This is a genomic window from Vibrio sp. 10N.261.51.C6 (assembly GCF_041471785.1).
GTDB classification, from domain to species: Bacteria; Pseudomonadota; Gammaproteobacteria; order Enterobacterales; family Vibrionaceae; genus Vibrio; species Vibrio crassostreae_C.
The window spans coordinates 1-19639 of sequence record NZ_JBFRPB010000056.1 but is presented as its reverse complement, the minus strand read 5'-3'; the positions used below and the strand labels follow the sequence as shown (position 1 = coordinate 19639).

The 19639-nt window shown below is 45.3% G+C and carries 14 protein-coding genes; 10 read left to right on the top strand and 4 right to left on the bottom strand.

Features of this window, described 5'->3' with window-relative positions:
• Window positions 1-93 precede the first annotated feature (93 nt).
• Window positions 94-1836 carry a DEAD/DEAH box helicase gene (locus AB4375_RS15440; RefSeq protein ID WP_372051941.1) on the bottom strand — a complete coding sequence of 581 codons (1743 nt, stop codon included), beginning with the start codon at window positions 1834-1836 and terminating at the stop codon, window positions 94-96.
• Window positions 1837-1933: 97 nt separating this feature from the next.
• On the opposite strand from AB4375_RS15440, the gene rsuA reads away from it, so the two are divergent.
• From rsuA to AB4375_RS15425, 3 genes are all read left to right on the top strand, one after another.
• The gene (gene rsuA, locus AB4375_RS15435; protein ID WP_017060380.1) at window positions 1934-2629 is read left to right on the top strand and encodes a 16S rRNA pseudouridine(516) synthase RsuA; all 696 of its coding nucleotides are present in this window, start codon (window positions 1934-1936) and stop codon (window positions 2627-2629) included.
• Window positions 2630-2829: 200 nt separating this feature from the next.
• Window positions 2830-4047 carry a Bcr/CflA family multidrug efflux MFS transporter gene (locus tag AB4375_RS15430; RefSeq protein ID WP_017060381.1) on the top strand — a complete coding sequence of 406 codons (1218 nt, stop codon included), beginning with the start codon at window positions 2830-2832 and terminating at the stop codon, window positions 4045-4047.
• Window positions 4047-4706, top strand: a complete 660-nt coding sequence (locus AB4375_RS15425; RefSeq protein ID WP_017060382.1) for a DUF2913 family protein — start codon at window positions 4047-4049, stop codon at window positions 4704-4706. The genes AB4375_RS15430 and AB4375_RS15425 overlap by 1 nt, the downstream gene beginning before the upstream one ends.
• A gap of 250 nt (window positions 4707-4956) precedes the next feature.
• Here AB4375_RS15425 and AB4375_RS15420 read toward each other — a convergent pair whose 3' ends face one another.
• Window positions 4957-6387, bottom strand: coding sequence for a DUF2867 domain-containing protein (locus tag AB4375_RS15420; protein WP_372051939.1), 1431 nt, complete (start codon window positions 6385-6387; stop codon window positions 4957-4959).
• Between the two features lie 98 nt (window positions 6388-6485).
• On the opposite strand from AB4375_RS15420, the gene AB4375_RS15415 reads away from it, so the two are divergent.
• From AB4375_RS15415 to nhaA, 5 genes are all read left to right on the top strand, one after another.
• Window positions 6486-7859 (top strand): MATE family efflux transporter, encoded by a 1374-nt coding sequence (locus tag AB4375_RS15415; RefSeq protein ID WP_372051938.1) that lies wholly within the window; start codon window positions 6486-6488, stop codon window positions 7857-7859.
• A 122-nt stretch (window positions 7860-7981) separates the two neighbouring features.
• Window positions 7982-8653: an ABC transporter ATP-binding protein gene (locus AB4375_RS15410; RefSeq protein WP_017060385.1), complete on the top strand. Its 672-nt coding sequence runs from the start codon at window positions 7982-7984 to the stop codon at window positions 8651-8653.
• Complete coding sequence (locus tag AB4375_RS15405; RefSeq protein ID WP_372051937.1) at window positions 8634-11087, top strand: ABC transporter permease; 2454 nt, start codon at window positions 8634-8636, stop codon at window positions 11085-11087. The genes AB4375_RS15410 and AB4375_RS15405 overlap by 20 nt, the downstream gene beginning before the upstream one ends.
• The gene (locus tag AB4375_RS15400; protein WP_372051936.1) at window positions 11077-12225 is read left to right on the top strand and encodes a lipocalin-like domain-containing protein; all 1149 of its coding nucleotides are present in this window, start codon (window positions 11077-11079) and stop codon (window positions 12223-12225) included. The genes AB4375_RS15405 and AB4375_RS15400 overlap by 11 nt, the downstream gene beginning before the upstream one ends.
• A 275-nt stretch (window positions 12226-12500) precedes the next feature.
• Complete coding sequence (gene nhaA / locus AB4375_RS15395) at window positions 12501-13667, top strand: Na+/H+ antiporter NhaA (protein ID WP_010441484.1); 1167 nt, start codon at window positions 12501-12503, stop codon at window positions 13665-13667.
• A 276-nt stretch (window positions 13668-13943) separates the two neighbouring features.
• On the opposite strand, the gene AB4375_RS15390 is transcribed toward nhaA, so the two are convergent.
• A complete protein-coding gene (locus AB4375_RS15390) occupies window positions 13944-14555 on the bottom strand; it encodes an OmpA family protein (RefSeq protein WP_372051935.1) in 612 nt (203 codons plus the stop codon).
• Window positions 14555-15862 carry a TolC family outer membrane protein gene (locus tag AB4375_RS15385; RefSeq protein ID WP_372051934.1) on the bottom strand — a complete coding sequence of 436 codons (1308 nt, stop codon included), beginning with the start codon at window positions 15860-15862 and terminating at the stop codon, window positions 14555-14557. Before AB4375_RS15385 ends, AB4375_RS15390 begins: the two co-directional genes overlap by 1 nt.
• A gap of 761 nt (window positions 15863-16623) precedes the next feature.
• On the opposite strand from AB4375_RS15385, the gene AB4375_RS15380 reads away from it, so the two are divergent.
• On the top strand, window positions 16624-17253 hold the full coding sequence (locus AB4375_RS15380) for a TetR/AcrR family transcriptional regulator (RefSeq protein WP_017065403.1): 630 nt from the start codon (window positions 16624-16626) through the stop codon (window positions 17251-17253).
• Between the two features lie 55 nt (window positions 17254-17308).
• Window positions 17309-19591, top strand: coding sequence for an acyl-CoA dehydrogenase (locus AB4375_RS15375; RefSeq protein ID WP_372051933.1), 2283 nt, complete (start codon window positions 17309-17311; stop codon window positions 19589-19591).
• The last annotated feature ends 48 nt before the right edge of the window (window positions 19592-19639 follow it).

Genomic DNA, 19639 nt, shown 5'->3' with positions numbered 1-19639 from the left:
GAGAAGGTTGATAGCGTTCAGTATAAAAAAGTAATTCTGAACAGAAAGTGAACCTGATGAATAATGAGATTTAGGTTCTCAAAAAATGAGATGTTAACGTTGCTGAAGCTCGTCTTCGAATATCTTGTCTCTCATTTTCCAAAAACGCCCGACTTTACGTGCAATCACGAATTGAGGTGGGCGGAATCTATGTTGGTGAGCAACCACTTTCGTTGGTGAGGCTTCCTCAAAAGGGCGATGTCTGTCTGCAAGGTGAGGGCGAACAAACTGGTCTTTGAAGTTCTGCTTCTGCTTTTTGCTGGTTAATGACCAAAACTCATGCACTTGCGCTTGGTTTTCTCCGCGATAGGTGACCTTAAGTTGTGATTTACCTTTCTCGTCTTTAAGCACGTTGAGGTCCATTTCCAAGCATTCAAATACCAAGGCATCTTTTAGGTTCAGTGCTTCTTTTAGCTTTTTGTCTGGGTCGACTAAGGTTGCATCGCACTCATGACAAATGCGCGCAGCAATGTCATTATCAGCACCACATTCACCGCAATATTTCGCTCGGAAGCGATAATTACAGTGCTCGCGCTCGCCCGTGTCTTCATCGGTAAAGTAGCCTTGGCATTTGCGCCCAAAGTGCTCAAGCAAGAAGCCATTGCTGTCTAGCTTGCCCCAAAAGTTATTATTGAAGCCGCACACAGGGCAAGGGATGGTGATGATTTCACTGTCTGAATCGGGTTTAGGGTCGCCAACCTCAGGTTGGTAGAGGTCGTAACTGTTGCCCGCATAGTCGAGCACCAAACACTCTTTTTTACCCGGAGATAGGCGTAAGCCACGGCCAACGATTTGTTGATACAAACTGATGGATTCTGTCGGGCGCAAAATCGCGATTAAATCGACGTGTGGCGCATCAAAACCTGTGGTTAATACTGATACGTTAACCAAGAACTTGATTTTACGTTCTTTGAAGTCGCTGATAATTTGGTCACGTTCGAGAGTTGGTGTATCACCAATCACAATTGAAGCTTCACCTTCTGGCAATAAGCCGAGGATCTCTTGCGCGTGTCGAACGGTCGCAGCGAATACCATGATGCCTAGTTTATCTTGGGCTAGGTGAATAATCTGATCGACAATCTGTGGGGTCGCTCGTTTCGATTGCTCGATCACCATGTCGAGTTCTGCTTCTTTGTAGCGACCAGTGCTCGCGGGCTTTAACTGCGAAAAGTCATAGCTCAACACGGGTGCATCAATCATGCGTGCAGGAGTTAAGAAACCTTCATCGAGCAGGTAACGAATCGGCAGCTCAAAGATACAGTCGCGGAAGAAACGTGGCTCATCTGAACGCACTTGACCGCGAGTGTGGTATTGATAAATCCAACCCATCCCAAGACGATATGGGGTCGCTGTTAATCCAAGCACCTTGATGCCCGAATTATTCTCGCGTAAGTGAGTGATGACTTTCTGATAACTACTGGTCTTTTCATCGGGAACACGGTGGCATTCGTCGATAACCAACAGCGAAAATTGGTTAGAGAATGAATCGAGATTTCGCACCACAGATTGCACCGAAGCAAACACGACTTGTTGGTCGGTCTCTTTGCGTCCTAAACCCGCAGAGAAAATCGAGCCTTTCAGCCCGTAACCTTCATACTTTTCATGGTTCTGTTCAACCAACTCTTTTACGTGAGCAAGCACCAACACTCGACCTTTCGCAAGCCTTGCTAACTCTGCAATCACAAGGCTTTTTCCTGCACCTGTCGGAAGCACGAGCACTGCCGGAGTTTGGTGTTTTCTGAAGTAATGAATCACTGATTTTACAGAATCAGCTTGGTACGGGCGGAGTGTATACATATCGCGTCTTGTAAGAAGGAAAACAAATAGTGTGAAATAGCTCAACTAATTGAGCAAAGGTGACTATAATACCCGACTTAGATTAGTTGAGGTATTCATGCGTTTAGATAAATTTCTGTGCGATGCATTAGGCGTCACTCGAAGAGAAGCAACACACTTATTAAAATCCAAGGCAGTGACAGTAAATGATGTCATTCAAAAAAGCGGCTCACTCAAGGTAACTGAAGAGTGCGTTGTGGAATGGCAAGGCAATGAACTGAATGTTCACGGCCCACGTTACATCATGCTTTATAAGCCAGAAGGCTTTGTTTGTTCGCATGAAGATGGCGCAAATCGTATCGCGTTTGAATTACTTGATGAAATCAAAATGGACAAGCTGCACTTTGCTGGTCGTCTAGATATTGATACAACAGGTCTTGTATTGATTACCGACGATGGTAAGTGGTCTCACCGTATCACTTCGCCAAAGCACAAGTGCGAGAAGACGTACCGTGTGTGGTTGGTTGAACCTGTTGAAGACGATTACGTTGAAAAATTCAAAGAGGGCATCCAGCTTAAGAGCGAAGATGGCCTAACACTTCCTGCACACCTAGAAGTTCGTGCAGAGCGTGAAGTATTGCTAACGATTCACGAAGGCAAATACCACCAAGTTAAACGTATGTTTGCTGCTCTTGGTAACAAGGTAGAAGCACTACACCGTGAACGTATTGGCGAAATTGAGATGGACGAATCTTTAGAGTTAGGTGAATACCGTTACCTAACGCAAGAAGAAGTCGATTCAATCTGGAAGTAGTCCTTAGCTAGAAGTTGCTCTTAACAAGAAATTGTTCTTAACAAGAGACCACTTTTGCTGGAAATAGCCCTTTCGTTGTAAAGCCGACCATGGATAGCGTCGGCTGATGATGTTGACTGGTACTAGGAAAGTCTCAGCCAATCTTTGACTCGCGTACTCACGCTAGTCCCTAGCTCTATCAGTTGAACATTCGGAGAACCATGCAAACATCGACCTCACAGAGCCAAAGCTCCCAACTAGAAACACCTCAATTAGGCTTAGTGCTGTTTTTGATTCTAGGTGCGATTGGTGCACTTACTCCGCTAGCCATTGATATGTATCTGCCAGCGATGCCGACCATTGCTAAAGATCTTGGTGTGACGGCGGGTGAGGTACAAATCACGCTAACAGCCTATACCGCAGGTTTCGCGCTGGGGCAGTTGCTGCATGGCCCGTTGGCGGATAGCTATGGTCGCAAGCCTGTACTGCTTATTGGTGTGTTCTTGTTTGCTATCGCTTCTATGGTGAGTGCGACAACTCATGGCATTGAAGCGCTGACTTACATCCGTACCGCTCAAGGTTTTGCTGGTGCTGCGGCGGCCGTTATCATCCAAGCGGTGGTAAGAGATATGTTCGATCGTGAAGATTTCGCAAGAACCATGTCTTTCGTTACTTTGGTGATGACAGTTGCGCCATTGGTTGCTCCGATGATTGGCGGTTACTTAGCGTTGTGGTTCGGTTGGCGTTCAATTTTCTGGGTTCTGGCTATTTTTGCGGTGATCGTGATTCTGGCGGTATCGATGAAGATCCCAGAAACGCTTCCTGCAGAAAACCGACAACCATTGCGCTTTAAAACAACGATTCGTAACTATGCTCGACTGTGTAAGAACCCAACGGCGATGGGCCTGATTTTCTCTGGTGCATTCTCATTTTCAGGGATGTTTGCGTTCTTAACGGCAGGTTCATTCGTTTACATCGATATCTATGGCGTTCGCCCTGATCTGTTTGGCTACCTGTTCGGCTTGAATATTGTTGCTATGATCTTGATGACGAGCATCAACGGTCGAATCGTTAAGAAAGTGGGCTCTCACGCTATGCTCAGAGTCGGTTTAACCATTCAACTGTTTGCGGGCTTAGGTCTGTTAGTCGGTTGGATGTTAGATATCGGTTTGTGGGGTATTGTGCCATTCGTGATGCTGTTTATCGGCACACTGTCTACCATTGGTAGTAACTCAATGGCACTGCTTTTAAGCGGATACCCGAATATGGCCGGCACAGCTTCTTCGCTTGCAGGCACATTAAGATTTGGTACTGGTTCTGTAGTGGGGGCAATTGTTGCTATGCTACCAAGTGACACTGCAGGGCCAATGGCTATGATGATGGCAGCATGTGCAATACTGTCAGCATTACTATATTGGACATTAGGAAAGAAGGCATAATGTCAAAATACTATATTGAAATTCAGAAGTTAGTGAACGATGCGCTGGGCGAGCTGTATGCTCTGCATAAGTCTGGTAAAGCGATCGACGCACCTATCGCGAACAACCTTTATCTTGTTCGTTGGGTAACAAAAGCGATTAAATCTCAAGCTTATGATCGCGTGATTGTGCCTGACTTAGTTCGCTGGCAGAAACAGGGTCGCTCAAAAGGCAACAACTCTGATTTGACTTTTACCTTTAAACGTATTTCTGCGTTTTACGGACGTTTTTTCCCTGAAGGCGAAGAGCCTAAAACGCTAAAAGACAGTGATGTTGAAGCGTTCATGGACAAAATGTACGAGATGGGTTGGAGCGTATCGAGTGAAGACGAGCTAACGACTGGCGGCAAGATTCAATTCTTCACCGATGGCGAGCACTCTTTTGCTTTATGCGGTAAACAGTGTGACGACTCTTTCGACGGGGAGTTGATGGTTAAGCCAATGAACTGGTTTGTTCGTGGCAACCATGCTGAGTTCATCCAAGCGGCGATGGAAGCGGGCTTCATGCTTCACAAAGTAACGGACTATAAGTCTGCGGTGAAGTATCACGGTGAATACATCGTTTACCCTGCTAACCAAGGCAACCAACTGGCTGAGATCCCAATTAGCGTTATCGGCTAATAGCGGATTCGAGATGAGAGATACGAAGAGCGGAATTATCCGCTCTTTTTTGTCTCTCATAGCGCGTGTCGCTAATTTGCTTTTAGTCTTTTCGCATCTCGACACTCGAATCCCGCATCTGCTTTTAATCTTTTCGCATCCCGTTACCCGAATCTCGCATCTGCTTTTAATCTTTTCTCATCTCGACACTCGAATCTCGCATCTGCTTTTAATCTTTTCGCATCTCGTCACTCGAATCCCGCATCTGCTTTTAATCCTGTTCTTTAGCCTGCTTCTCAATTGCCTTCACCATGCCTTTAAAAATAAACAGGTGGGCTGGCATCATAGCAAACCAATACAGTAACCCTAGAAAGCCTTTAGGGTGCCACCACGCTGAAATGTTCAGCTCGCGAGAGTCACCGTGGTCAGAGACGGTAATCTCGAGTCGCCCTAAACCGGGGCCTTTCATACCGAAAAGCAGAGATAAAAACTGATTCTCTTCACAGCGAATGACCTTCCATGAATCGATTTTGTCACCGACTTTTAGGTTGGGGCCTTCTGGCATTTGACGAACAGGCACCCCGCCACCGAAAAGAACATCCAACCATTCGCGTGTGCGCCATAAAGTGTTAGCGAAGAAGTAACCTTGCTTCGGGCTTCCGATTTGCTGAGCAACATGCCAAAGCGATTCCAATGAAGCGCTTGAGGTGATACTTGCGCCTGTTTTCTTCGGGTAATAGCCATACCCAGCTTGCCAGCGTTTGAATGCGGTTTTATCAAAGCCCCATACATTGCTTTTGACAAAGTTTCCTTCAGCGTGAATGGCTTGTTCAACCATATTTTCGAACGAGATAAGCTTCTGAGGGTACTTTTCTCTAATGATGGTCGAACTGGCGATGAAGTCGTGCTTTAAGCCTGCAAGTAGTGCTCTACCTATGTTAGACGGTACAGAAGTCACCACGCCTAACCAATATGAAGCAATCTTTGGTGTCAGTAGCGATGTCGCCCATAGCCTGAGTGGACGATCGGCAGTTTTGGCAATATGAGCAAATTGGTTTCGGTAAGAGACAATATCCGGCCCGCCAACCTCAAAGGTTTGGCTTTCGTTAGGCGTGTCTTGTGCGAGTTTTAGTAAATAGTGGTTCAGGTTCTGCAAAGCAATCGGGTTGGCTTTAGAGTCAACCCATTTTGGCGCAATCATAATCGGCAAGTTGTACACGAAATCTCGCATGATCTCGAATGCCGCAGATCCTGGGCCAATGATCACGCCAGCTTGAAGTTCGGTAACGGGTACAGGCCCTTTACGAAGCAGTTCGCCGGTTTTCTTTCTCGCTTGAAGGTGCTCTGAATCACCAGTCTGAGGCTGTAAAGAACTCAGGTAGATGACGTGTTGATTCTTTGACCCAAGAGCAGAAACAAAGTTACGGGCTAAGTTCAGCTCATAATCGATAAAGTCGTGGCCTTCCGCCATGCCATGGACGAGAAAGAAGATAAGATCAAAGTCGGGGACTAAGGCTTGTGTCGCAGCTTGATCGGCCAGATCAAGATACTCAAGCAATAAGCTTTCGTGAGGCTCGGTCCGTGCCTTTAAATAGTCGATATGCCTTGCTGCTGCCGTGACTTGATAGCCTTGCTCAAGCAGGAGAGGGAGGAGTTGCGAACCAACATATCCAGAAGCGCCTAAAACCAGTACTTTCTTCATTGTTACTCCATTTATATCTGTGGTTAAAAACCGAACATTGATATAATAGCGCGATATTTATCTTTATTCATCAATACGTTCCGTTTAGGTATCTCTCTATGTTGCTCTCTTCAATTATTCATCACACACGAGGTGATTTTGTTCGCAGGCTTATTGCGATTGCACTGCCCATCACCTTGCAGAGCATTATGTTTTCAAGCCGAGGCTTGGTGGATGTATTGATGTTGGGCCAACTTGGCGAAGCAGACATCGCAGCTGTGGGTGTGGCGAGCCGAGCGATGTTCGTGACGACCATTATGCTGGTGGGTGTGACCACGGGCGGTGCTCTTCTTACTGCTCAATATTGGGGCGCGGGTAATAGACAAGGTGTGAGAGAAAGCACTGCGCTGACGTGGCTGGTGTCGACACTGTTTGCTTTACTGACTATCGCGTTTTTCGTTTCATTTCCTGCACAAATCATGGGCGTGACGACCGACTCTCAAGAGGTCATTAACTTAGGCGTTGAATACATCGTAATTACGTCATTTAGCATGCTAGCGGTATCGTGTGTCAGCAGTATGGCTGTGGGTTTGAGAGCGATGCACAAACCCGGGCTAAGTACATTTTTCAGCGGTATCGGCATCCTGTCTAACGTGTTCTTAAACTGGGTGCTGATCTTCGGTAACTTAGGCTTTCCTGCGCTTGGAATCAAAGGTGCGGCGATTGCGACGGTACTGAGTGGCGCGATTGAAGTCGCGACTTTGTTTGGTTATCTCTATTTCTCTAAGCATTTATTAGCATTTAAGTTTTGCGATATTAAAGCGGCAGCTTCGATTGATAAGGTGGTTCGCTTCTTGAAGCTGTCTCTGCCGACCACGTTTAACTTCTTAGCATGGGCGGGTGGTTTGTTTGCTTACCACGCGATCATGGGGCAATCGGGCGTTCAAGGTCTGGCTGCGCTATCGGTCATGACGCCGGTTGAATCTATCTCATTGAGTTTATTGATTGGCCTTTCGAATGCGGCAGCTGTTTTGGTGGGTAATCAACTTGGTGCAAAAAACAATGAAGCGGTTTACTATCAAGCGCTTGGCTTAACAATTTTGTGTTTCTTAACTAGTATTGTTGTAGCCGTTTTTCTCTATTTCGTTCAAACGCCAATACTTAATGCCTTTAGCGCACTGACGGAAGAAACCAGAGCCCTCTCAGAGAAGTTCATTCTGATCCTCTGTGTGGGTATTGTCTTTCGCTCGGTGCCATTGACTGTGATCGTTGGGGTGTTGAGAGCGGGTGGTGATGTGAAGTTCTGCCTCTATCAAGATTTGATTGCTCAGTGGGTGATCGGTATCCCATTGGCAGCCATCGCGGCTATCTATTTTAAGTTTCCACCTGAGTGGGTATATCTGCTTTTCCTAACGGAAGAAGTCCTCAAGTGGGGCGAGTCGCTCTATCGCATGAAAACAAGAAAATGGATTAAAAACTTGATAGGAAGTTGAAGTAGGGCGCACCAATCGCATCACTTTATCGTTGGCGTGTGATCTATCTTTCAAAATACTTCCTCCTAACAGGGAATTAGTGTAGATTCTCCTTCCAAATTCTAACTAATGCGAGCTGTTTAATGTTAAAGCTGTCAGACCTATGTAAAGGCTATGTCGATGGGGGGGAGTTTCACCCTGTTTTGCAAGGTGCTGAATTAACATTAAACCAAGGTGACCAGCTGGCATTAATGGGAGAAAGCGGTTCAGGTAAAAGTACTTTACTGAATCTTATCGCGGGCTTAGACCTAGCGGACTCAGGTGAAATCGCTTTTCCTCACTTCAATATGCACGACTCAACCGAGCGTGACCGCACCGCTTATCGCAGAAACAACATTGGCCATATTTTTCAGCAATTCAACTTACTGCCAACGTTAAATATTGCCGATAACATCCGTTTTTGCCGCCAGTTAAAAGGCTTACCTGAAGACAAAGGTCTCTGGAGACAGATTCTCTCTGCTTTAGATCTTATGCCTTTACTTGGCCGTTACCCTGAAGAAGCGTCTGGTGGCCAACAACAACGTGCGGCCATTGCGCGTGCGCTGTATATGGAACCAAAAATATTGCTGGCCGATGAGCCGACCGGTAGTTTAGATGAGCGTAATGCAGAAGCGGTAATGCGTTTGCTGACCTCTTTGGCTCGTCAATTAGAATGTACGTTGCTGTTGGTAACACACAGTGAAAAAGTAGCTCTGCATATGGATGGTAGGATCCGTCTGCAAGGAGGGCAACTGCATGTTATGGCCCGTAGTTAAGGCACTACTCGGTCACTATCGACGTTACCCACTGCAGATTATTTTGGTATGGCTTGGTTTAACCCTCGGCGTATCACTTTTGGTTGGTGTTACTGCTATCAACCAACACGCCAAACAAAGCTATGCGCATGGCGAAAAACTCTTTTCGAATCCTCTTCCTTACCGTATTCGACCAAAACACAACGCCAATAAAATCCCGCAAGGCTTTTATATCCAACTTCGCCGTGAAGGTTTTCAACAGTGTTCTCCTCTTGATCACCATCGTATCACTGATGAAAATGGCGCAAACTTCATGGTTGTCGGTATAGATCCTGTTTCTATGCTTCAGCTACAACCTGGTATAGCGTTAAAAGATCTCACCGCTTTGAACCTCATGAAGCCACCATATCCAATCCTTGTCAGTGATGATCTTGCTGAACACATGGAATGGCACAACGGTGATTACATCCCTTTGATGGATGGTTCTGAACTTGGTCCTGTGGTTGTTGATCAAAATAATATGATTAATGGTACAAGGTTGATTGCGGATATCTCCTTGCTCCGAATGCTTAAACGCAGTGCTGGGCTTTCAGTGATTGCTTGTTCAGACATGCCCACTGAGAAGTTTGAACGTCTTAAAAATATGTTACCTAATGGTTTGACGATCTCTCGTAGCTCTAAGGCAGAGCTTGAGTCGCTGACCAGTGCGTTCCACTTAAACCTAAAAGCGATGGGTATGCTGTCGTTTGTGGTTGGTTTATTTATTTTCTATCAAGCGATGTCGTTGTCATTTATTCAGCGCCAACCGTTAGTCGGAATCTTAAGACAAACAGGTGTATCGGGCTGGCAATTGGCTAAAGCACTTTGCTTAGAATTGTTGATATTGGTCGTACTGAGCTGGATCTGCGGTAATGTATTCGGTGTCATGTTAGCCAACCAATTGTTACCAGCGGTATCTTCAAGCTTGGGCGATTTATACGACGCTAACGTCGGCTTAACGATCGACTGGAATTGGCGTTGGAGTGGTTACAGCTTACTGATGGCATTGATTGGTGCTTTCTTAGCGTGTGCGTGGCCACTGGTTCGTTTACTTAAGTCTCAACCGATTCGTCTCTCTTCTCGTTTGTCTTTGATGCGTTTTGCGGGTACCGAGTTCACTTGGCAAGCGTTGATTGGCTGTGGCTTCTTGGTTGCTGCTGTTGCTGTGTATCAAGCCCCTCAGACTCAAGAAACGGGTTTTGCGATTATCGCGCTAATGCTGATCAGTGTGGCGCTATTTACCCCGTTTTTGATGTGGAAGTTATTTAACAGCCTCTCTTATTCGTTGCGTTGGGTTCGCGCTCGCTGGTTCTTTGCTGATGCTGCTTCCAGTATGAGTTACCGTGGCGTGGCGACGATGGCGTTTATGTTGGCCTTAACAGCCAATATTGGTGTAGAAACCATGGTCGGTAGCTTTAGAGATACCACTGATAAATGGCTAACACAGCGTTTGGCTGCCGATCTGTATATCTACCCAACCAACAATGCCGCTGCTCGTATGAGTAATTGGTTATCCGACCAACCTGAAGTGGATTCGGTTTGGTGGCGTTGGGAGAAAGATGTGGCGTCTCCAGTTGGTAGCATTCAGGTGATCAGTACGGGTCCTTCTGAAGGTGAGCTAGAAGCGCTGACGATCAAATTAGGTATTCCGAATTACTGGTATCACTTACATCACTCTAAAGGTGTGTTGATCAGTGAATCGATGTCTCTCAAGCTGGGGATTCGGCCTGGCGACTACATTGACCTCTATGACAGTCTCGGCTCTGGTTGGCAGGTTGTCGGTGTTTATTACGATTATGGTAACCCTTACCATCAAGTCATGATGTCGCATCGAAACTGGCTGTATGGGTTTGCAGGGCGGGGTAATGTCGGACTTGGCGTAATACTCAAAGACGATGTGAATTCATTAGGGCTTCGCAGCCGATTGGAAAGCGTATTTAGACTTGGTTCTGAGCGTGTTTTCGATAACAACAATATTCACAGTCAAGCAATGCGGGTGTTCGATAGGACGTTCGCGATTGCAGATACACTAGGTAACATCACCTTGGTTATCGCCGTCTTCGGTATCTTCTTCGCGACGGTTGCGGGAGAAGTGTCTCGCCAAAGGCATATTTCCTTGCAGCGCTGTTTGGGTGTCTCGGCGAAAGAGCTGATCCTGACAGGTAGTTTGCAGTTGTTTGTGTTTGGGCTTATTTCCTCCTTAATTGCGATTCCGCTCGGATTGGCGTTAGCGAGCCTAATTGTTGATATCGTGATAAAGCAGTCTTTTGGGTGGTCACTCGAGTTACAAGTGATTCCTTGGGACTATTTGCAGATATTTGCATGGGCCATGGCAGCATTGATGCTAGCTGGTGCTTTACCAGTGATGAGAATGATTCGGAACACTCCGATGAAGTCACTGAGGGATGCGCTTTAGTATGTTTTTACGGAATACTTCAACTAAGTTAAGACAACGAATTCTGTCTTCTCTGCTATTAATCAGTTTCTTCGGCATCTTTTTAAGTGTTTGGGGTTATTACTCCTATTTCATCGATCCTGGTGAAAAGGGCGTGAATGAAGTTAACTCAATATTGGTTAATGAACACTTCAATGTGTTCGAACCTGTTTTGCCAGACCGTAATGTTTCGCTACCACAAGATTTTAAGTTCCACCCAGAGTTTCAGCACGAGTTGTGGCATTACTTCGCGTCTTTGAAAGGTGATGATGGTAAAGACTATTCGGTTCAGTGGAGTTTTTTTCGTATCGCAACGGACGAACGTGAAACACCGGGGTGGCAAAGCCCTCAAGTCTATATCTCAAATGTGGTGGTCTCTTCTAAGTCCAAAGTATGGAAAGAACAGCGCATGGCTCGTGGCGGTATTGGCCAAGCGGGAATGACTAATCGTCCATTCAGACTTTGGATTGATAACTGGAACTGGCGTGCACTCGGCAACACCCCATTCCCCGGGCGCCTTCAAGTGCAAACTGATACGTTTGGACTAGAACTCGACACCATTGCAAAAGGGCCCTATGTGCTCAACGGCGATAACGGTTATCAGAAAAAGCACGACTTATTACCTGTCGCGTCTTATAACTTCAGCGCTCCATTTTTATCGTTGAGCGGTGTGTTGAACCTAGACGGCGTTACCAAGGAAGTGGAAGGAACTGCGTGGGTACATAAAGAGTGGGGCAGTGGCTTACTTGGAGTGGGCCAACAAGGTTGGGATTGGTTTGTATTTAACCTCGATGACGGCACAGCGCTGAGCATTAACCGCTATCGTCATAACCAACAGTTGCCTTACATATTCGGGACATTAGCAACGCGCTCAGGCAAAGTTTACCAATTAACGGAATCCGACATTTCCATTCAACCATTGCAAAATACAACGTTGATGAATGGAAGACGGATGCCTTTGCAGTGGATCATTAACGTCCCTAAGCATGATATTAACCTCACAACGCGTATTATACGCAGGGATATGTGGCTTCCATTTGTCATACCATATTGGGAAGGGCCGATTAAGGCGAGCGGGAGCCATGAAGCGACAGGCTTTATGCAGTTAACTGGCTACTGAAAAACACCTAAGGCTATAATTTGATAGCCTTTTTTTATGCCTGCGCCTTTTAGCGTCCCCCAATGAATTGTGCATACAGGTTCGATGATCTCATCTATACTTAATTCATGGTGCATAACAACATTATGGAATATACGACGTATTGTTTAGTATTTGTAGGAAAAACCGAAGTTAAACATCCGAAGAAGTGATTATCTATCAATTAAACTTGGATATAAACTCGTGGTTATTCTTTGTTATTCGTTTATTTAAATAATAAATATAAGGGCGAAATCATGACCGACGTCATCCGTGACTTCTTTAAAATGGAATCTGCTGGCGGCATCATACTAGTCATCGCTGCGGCGATCGCAATGTTTGTAGCAAACTCACCACTGAACGAAATGTACCAAGGTGTACTTCACAGTTACGTTCTTGGTATGTCTGTGTCTCATTGGATTAACGATGGCTTAATGGCTGTCTTCTTCCTTCTAATCGGCTTAGAAGTTAAGCGCGAACTTTTAGAAGGCGCATTAAAGTCTAAAGAGACAGCAATCTTCCCAGCTATCGCAGCTGTGGGTGGTATGCTAGCTCCTGCACTTATTTACGTGCTATTTAATTCAAGTAACCCTGAAGCGCTTCAAGGTTGGGCTATCCCAGCAGCGACTGATATCGCATTCGCATTGGGTATTATGGCTCTTCTTGGTAACCGTGTACCGGTTAGCTTGAAGGTGTTCCTATTGGCTTTAGCAATTATCGATGACCTAGGTGTTGTTGTTATCATTGCTCTGTTCTACTCAGGCGACCTATCAACACTTGCACTTACAGTTGGCTTCATCGCGACTGGTGTGTTGTTCATGCTAAACAACAAGCATGTGACTAAGCTGAGTGTTTATCTCATTGTTGGTGCAATTCTGTGGTTTGCAGTATTGAAGTCTGGTGTTCATGCAACGCTGGCTGGTGTAGTGATTGGTTTTGCTATCCCACTGAAAGGCAATAAAGGTGAACATTCTCCGCTGAAGCATCTAGAACATGCTCTGCACCCATACGTCGCTTTTGCAATCTTGCCAGTCTTTGCTTTTGCAAACGCAGGTATTTCATTGGAAGGTATCTCAATCTCAAGCCTAACAGGTATGCTACCGCTTGGTATCGCTATGGGTCTATTGATTGGTAAGCCTCTTGGTATCTTTGCATTCAGCTGGGGTGCGGTGAAATTGGGTGTTGCTAAGCTCCCTGAAGGTGTGAACTTTATGAACATCTTCGCAGTATCTGTCCTGTGTGGTATTGGTTTTACAATGTCTATCTTTATTTCATCACTAGCATTTGGCCCAACGAATGTAGAGTTTGACACACTAGCTCGACTAGGCATCCTGATGGGATCTACAACAGCTGCAATTCTAGGTTACTTCCTGCTAAGCGTTTCTTTACCGAAAACAGCAAAGCAACAAGAAGTAAAACTATAATCAGCGGGTAGGCTCGTTTAACGGCGAGCCTATTCACTGATTAACAAGCTAACTTCTGAGTAGCAAGACGAGTCACAGAATCATCCTCCCCGATTCATGTGACAGCAAAGAACAAAAAAGCCGTGATAGGGTTTCCTATCTCGGCTTTATTGATCCTAACTGCTAGTATTTTTAGTTTGGTTAGTTATTGATGATCTAAAACTCCTAGATTCAACTCATTATTTTGATCGGCATGAATTGCGGATCGTTTTGGATGACCAGAGTGACAGTGTCATGTTATTTTTCTAGCGTGGTAAATATGGTCCACTCCTCGACGATCTGCTCATTCAGCCCGACAACCGTTGCTGTTACCTTACGGTTCAATGCGTGTGAAGTAGGGTCGTCGCCAACGCTTTCTAGGCGCTCTTCACCATAGCCGATAATTCGCACTCGCTCTGGTTCGATACCATTCGACAGTAACTCGTCTTGAACATTGTTTGCTCGTTTTTTTGATAGGTCTAAGTTGTACTCGTTAGAACCCACTTTACTCGCATAGCCTTGTATTTCAATCGAGGCACTTTTGTAGGTTTCAAGAAACTCTGCCATCGTGCTGATCTGGTCTGAGAAGATCGGGTTCACTTCAAATGAGTCATGAGCAAAAAGTATTTTTAGTTGTCTGACTTCTTCCGCAAGAATCGTTTCTCCACAACCATCATTGTCGACTTGTGATGTCTCAGGCGTACCTGGACAGATATCACGAGCGTTCACCACACCATCTCTATCATCGTCTTGCAGGTCTGCAATCTGTTCTGCTTCAGGTGTCTCGATATAAGCCTCTTCCTGCTGGTTTGAACAGGCAAATAAAGTCATCGTTAACACGGGAAGTAATAAGTAAGGTATTTTCATCATTAATACTCCACTGCCGTTGTCCACTCGTCTGGAATGTCGACCAGTAGAGCGTTCAATAGAGAGCCTGTCGCGTTCATTACACGGTATTTAGCGTACTGTTCAGAGTAATGCGCATCTAAGTAATCTTTGCGGGCTTCAAACAATTCGTTTTCAGTGTTAAGCAGATCCAGTAGCGTACGTTTACCGATTCGATATTGTTTCTCATAAGCGATAACGGTTTCTGACGCCGAATCCACGTGATCAGACAAGAAGTTCTTTTGTTGCAACGTCAGATCCAATGCACTCCAAGAGAGGCGAAGGCCTTCTTCAACTTGTCGATAAGCACGATCTCTTAGATCTTTTGCTTTATTGAGTTGGTAAGCTGCAGCTTCTGAATTAGCACTATCGGTACCACCGTTGTAGAGGTTATATCGCATGCGTAGCATCGCGAGGGTCTCTTGACTTGAGCCTTCATCGCCACCTGCATCATCACGCCACGACTGAGAAGCCTCGATGGAGAAGGTAGGGTAGTTCACGCCCTTTGATTGTTTGTATTGGAAGTGGGCTGAATCGACATCTGCGTTTGCAACTTTGATCACTGGGTGTTGGTCTAATGCATCAACAATGGCGTCAGTTAACGACAAAGGAATTTTAGAAATATCGGCTCTTGGGTAAATTAAGCCTAGGGGTTCTTGACCCACCACTCGTCTAAACTGGGTGTGGGTATCGATCAAATTATTCTGTGCGGCCAACAAATTACCATGAGCCTTCGCAATCCTAGCTTCTACCTGCGATACATCAGCTGTCGAACCTATGCCTGAATTCGCTCGTTTCTTTATGTCTTTATAGATTTTCTTGTGTATTGAAAGATTACTTTCTGACAGTGCCAGCACTTCAGTGGCTTTCACTGCATCTAGATAGATTTGTGTTACCTCCAGCGCTTTGTCTTCGGCATCCGCGATCAATTGCAAACGAACCGATTCTGCTTCTGCGGCAGTACGATCAATATCATTGAGAGTCGATGAACCATCCCACAGCAACTGAGTGAGGGAAATCGTCGCTTCCTTTCTTGTGAGATCGGTATCGGGGCCGTTATTTGGTGCAGGGTTTATGCCTTCGTAACCAATACCAGCATCCAGGTCGATACTAGGTCTATAAGCACCACCTGCGGCGTCATTTCGTTTCCGTACACTCACAAACTCATTAAAGATACTCTTTATCTCAGGATTGGTAGCCAAGGTAATGGCTACGGCCTGTTCTAAAGTTTGAGCAGAGAGTGGCTCTGCAATAACTAAGCAACACATAATAGGTAATTTCAACAGTCTCAAAGTAGGTCTCCTTCTACTTTTAAAAGCTCCCGCCGCTTCCCAACAAGCGTTTAACTACTTAATTGAAAAGGGTATTAAACGAAGCTTAGGACATCTGCAAGAAATTGCTAAGTTTGTTGGCTTTATTTCGAATGTAAGTCTCTATCCTTATTGATTAATTTACCAATAGTAGCAAGTGGCAAGCTTCGAATGGATGCACCGTAAATAGAGGAAACGTAGTATTAGGTTTGGACTCAGATAGGTAAACGTTGGCTAGTAGGTTGTTTGAAATACGAGTTCCAGTGATAACAATGTGCCAAGCATGGTAGTTCGACTCTTAGGAAGAAATGACAGCATATAAAGAGGCGGTCGCGCTGTTCAGGTTGTAGTTAGTAGCTGTGAAGAGGGGTAAGTAAGGCTCACTCTCGTCCCAAACAACAAACAAAAAAAAAGCCCAAACCAACGTGGTTTGGGCGGATACAAGTATAGGAGTTAATAAGGAAAATGCAGTAATTAAGAAAGCAGTGAGAAGAACAAGTTTGACGGCCTGTTAAACTTCTAAATACGCTGTTTTCTATATAATTTATGACCCACCATTTCCATTTCAGTTCCAAGAAAATTCATTATTTTTTTCTTTTTTTGTAAACACACAGCGATTCAATCGGTTAGTGCTGAGTTTTATTAACTGGTACGACCAATTTGTGAAAATGTGATGTTGCTTGCTTGTTAAATAAATGTACTAAGCGTATATTTCAAACAGTTGTTTAATACGAGTGATTGAAATGGCACCAAGAAGTACAACCAAAGACAAAATCTTAGATGTGGCTGAAGGCTTATTTGCTGAGCACGGTTTTAATGACACCTCTTTACGCACGATTACGAGTAAAGCGAATGTCAACTTAGCTTCAGTGAACTATCACTTTGGCGATAAGAAGACTCTGGTTCGTGCGGTACTCAATCGTTACTTAGAAGCATTTATGCCAGCACTGCAAGATGCATTAGTGAACTTAAACTTGAACGAAACGTATTCTATGAGTGACGTGTTTGAGTCTCTGAGACAGCCACTAAGAGCACTTAATGATGTTAGGCCAAATGGTACAAGCCGGTTCATGTTACTTATCGGCAGAGGCTATACAGATGTGCAAGGACACTTGCGTTGGTTCATTACTACTCGCTACAGCGAAGTACTTTCTTTGTTTACTACATCTGTAATGAAGGCGAATCCGAACCTCACTCAAGAACAGTTATTTTGGCGATTACACTTCACCCTAGGGACTTGTGTATTCACCATGGCATCAAGTCAGGCTCTGGTAGAAATTGCAGAGAATGACTATGACAGAAAGATAGATGCTAAGGCAGTGGTCGATATTCTTATTCCATATTTAGCCGCTGGCATGTCAGCAGAAGAATAAAACAATAAAAAGCGAAACATTCACAACCAATATAGTGAACAAAAGGATCTGAACTATGAGCTCTCTAAGACAAAAATGGGTAAGTGACCCAGCTTTTAAACTCTTTAAAAAAGTACTACCACCACTATCTAGCACCGAGAAAGAAGCGATGGAAGCGGGTAGCGTGTGGTGGGACGGAGAGCTGTTTTCTGGTAAACCAGATTTCACTAAGCTGCATCAATACCCAAAACCTCATCTGACAGCAGAAGAGCAATCGTTCATGGATAATGAGCTTGAAACCTTGCTCGCTATGCTTGATGACCACCAAATTGTAAAAGAAGATCGAGACCTTCCTGAAGAGGTGTGGAACTTCTTACGCAAAGAGCGTTTCTTTTCGCTAATTATTGCGAAAGAGTATGGCGGTCGTGAATTCTCAGCACACGCTAACTCAACTATCGTAACTAAGATTGCGACTCGCAGTATCAGTACTGCGGTTTCAGTAATGGTTCCAAACTCTCTTGGTCCTGGTGAGCTGCTGTCTCACTACGGCACTCAAGACCAAAAAGACTACTGGCTACCTCGTCTTGCTGACGGTACAGATATCCCATGTTTCGCACTAACAGGCCCAGAAGCGGGTTCTGATGCGGGTGGTATCCCTGATGTCGGTACTGTGTGCATGGGCATGCACGAAGGTAAAGAGACGCTAGGTATCAAGCTTAACTGGAACAAACGCTACATTACACTAGCACCAGTGGCGACGGTACTTGGTCTGGCTTTCAAACTGCACGATCCAGAAAAGCTACTGGGTGACAAAGAAGACATTGGCATCACTTGTGCGCTAATCCCGGCTGACCACGAAGGTGTTGTGATTGGTGAGCGTCATGACCCACTTGGTCTTGCGTTTATGAATGGTCCAACACGCGGTCACGATGTATTTATTCCTATGGAATGGTTAATCGGTGGTGCCGATTACGCAGGTAAAGGCTGGCGTATGCTGGTGGAATGTCTGTCTGCAGGTCGTGGTATCTCATTACCCGCACTTGGCACGGCGATGGGCCACCTAACGGCGAAAACGACCGGCGCATACGCTTATGTTCGTAAGCAGTTCGGTATGTCGATTGGTAAGTTTGAAGGAGTTGCAGAGAGTTTAGGTCGTATTGGTGGCTTAACGTATCTACTAGAAGCGACTCGTACACTAACAACTACTTCACTCGATATGAAAGAGAAGCCGGGTATCGTTACGGCTATCGCGAAATATCACATGACAGAAATGGCGCGTACTATCCTGAATGATTCAATGGATATCCACTCTGGTCGTGCAATTCAAGATGGTCCAATGAACTACTTAGCTGCGCCTTACCTAGGTATTCCAGTTGCTATCACAGTAGAAGGTGCGAACATCTTAACTCGCAACCTGATGATCTTCGGTCAAGGTGCGACACGTTGTCACCCATACGTGCTAAGCGAAATGGAAGCGGCAGCAAACCCAGATGAGAAGCAAGGTGCGAAGGATTTCGATAACTTGTTGTTCAAGCATATCTCTCACGCAACTAAGAACACGTTTGGTGCGTTCGGTGCGGCATTGACAGGCTCTAAGTTCATTAAAGCGGATATGAGCGGTCCAACGAAGCCTTACTACCAAGACTTAACTCGCTTGAGCCGTGCGCTTGCAGTGAGTGCGGATTTCGCAATGCTTACACTAGGTGGCGAACTGAAACGTAAAGAGCTTATCTCTGCACGTCTAGGTGATGGTCTAAGTTACCTATACATGGCGTCTGCAGCGCTTAAGAAGTATGAAGATGAAGGTCGTCAACAAGCTGACCTAGACTACGTACACTACGCGGTTCAACACTGTTTCCATAACGCGGCTAAATCGCTACAAGAAGCGTACAGAAACTTCCCGAACAAGATGGTAGGTAAAGTACTTAAAGGTCTAGTTTTCCCTGTCGGTAACCACTTTGAAAAACCAAGTGATAATCTAACGGTACAACTGGCAGAAAGCTTGATGACTCCGGGTGCACACCGTGAACGTCTAACTCACCTTTGCTACATAGGCAAAGAAGAAGAGGATAGTGTTGGCCTAATGGAGAATGCGTTCAATGCGATGTACAGCATCAAGCCTCTCGAACGTAAGATCTTCAAAGCAGTGAAAGAGGGCAAAGTGGCTCGTAAAGGTCTATTGCAAGATAAACTTGCTCAAGCACTGGCGGCAGATGTTCTTACTCAAGACGAAGTTGACCAAATCATTGCAGCAGACAAACTTCGCTACGCAGCGATTCAAGTTGACCACTTCAGTCATGATTACAGTGAAACTTTGACGCGAAAAGAGTTAAAACCTAAGCTAAATAGCGTTGCTTAGATAAAGAAATGACAAAAGGCACCTTATTAGGCTGTCTCTTATACACAA

What these genes read in the sequence shown, in the direction of transcription:
- AB4375_RS15440 (WP_372051941.1), bottom strand. Translation starts at nt 1,836, where the DNA reads ATGTATACACTCCGCCCGTACCAAGCTGATTCTGTAAAATCAGTGATT.
- rsuA (WP_017060380.1), top strand. Translation starts at nt 1,934, where the DNA reads ATGCGTTTAGATAAATTTCTGTGCGATGCATTAGGCGTCACTCGAAGA.
- AB4375_RS15430 (WP_017060381.1), top strand. Translation starts at nt 2,830, where the DNA reads ATGCAAACATCGACCTCACAGAGCCAAAGCTCCCAACTAGAAACACCT.
- AB4375_RS15425 (WP_017060382.1), top strand. Translation starts at nt 4,047, where the DNA reads ATGTCAAAATACTATATTGAAATTCAGAAGTTAGTGAACGATGCGCTG.
- AB4375_RS15420 (WP_372051939.1), bottom strand. Translation starts at nt 6,387, where the DNA reads ATGAAGAAAGTACTGGTTTTAGGCGCTTCTGGATATGTTGGTTCGCAA.
- AB4375_RS15415 (WP_372051938.1), top strand. Translation starts at nt 6,486, where the DNA reads ATGTTGCTCTCTTCAATTATTCATCACACACGAGGTGATTTTGTTCGC.
- AB4375_RS15410 (WP_017060385.1), top strand. Translation starts at nt 7,982, where the DNA reads ATGTTAAAGCTGTCAGACCTATGTAAAGGCTATGTCGATGGGGGGGAG.
- AB4375_RS15405 (WP_372051937.1), top strand. Translation starts at nt 8,634, where the DNA reads ATGTTATGGCCCGTAGTTAAGGCACTACTCGGTCACTATCGACGTTAC.
- AB4375_RS15400 (WP_372051936.1), top strand. Translation starts at nt 11,077, where the DNA reads ATGCGCTTTAGTATGTTTTTACGGAATACTTCAACTAAGTTAAGACAA.
- nhaA (WP_010441484.1), top strand. Translation starts at nt 12,501, where the DNA reads ATGACCGACGTCATCCGTGACTTCTTTAAAATGGAATCTGCTGGCGGC.
- AB4375_RS15390 (WP_372051935.1), bottom strand. Translation starts at nt 14,555, where the DNA reads ATGATGAAAATACCTTACTTATTACTTCCCGTGTTAACGATGACTTTA.
- AB4375_RS15380 (WP_017065403.1), top strand. Translation starts at nt 16,624, where the DNA reads ATGGCACCAAGAAGTACAACCAAAGACAAAATCTTAGATGTGGCTGAA.
- AB4375_RS15375 (WP_372051933.1), top strand. Translation starts at nt 17,309, where the DNA reads ATGAGCTCTCTAAGACAAAAATGGGTAAGTGACCCAGCTTTTAAACTC.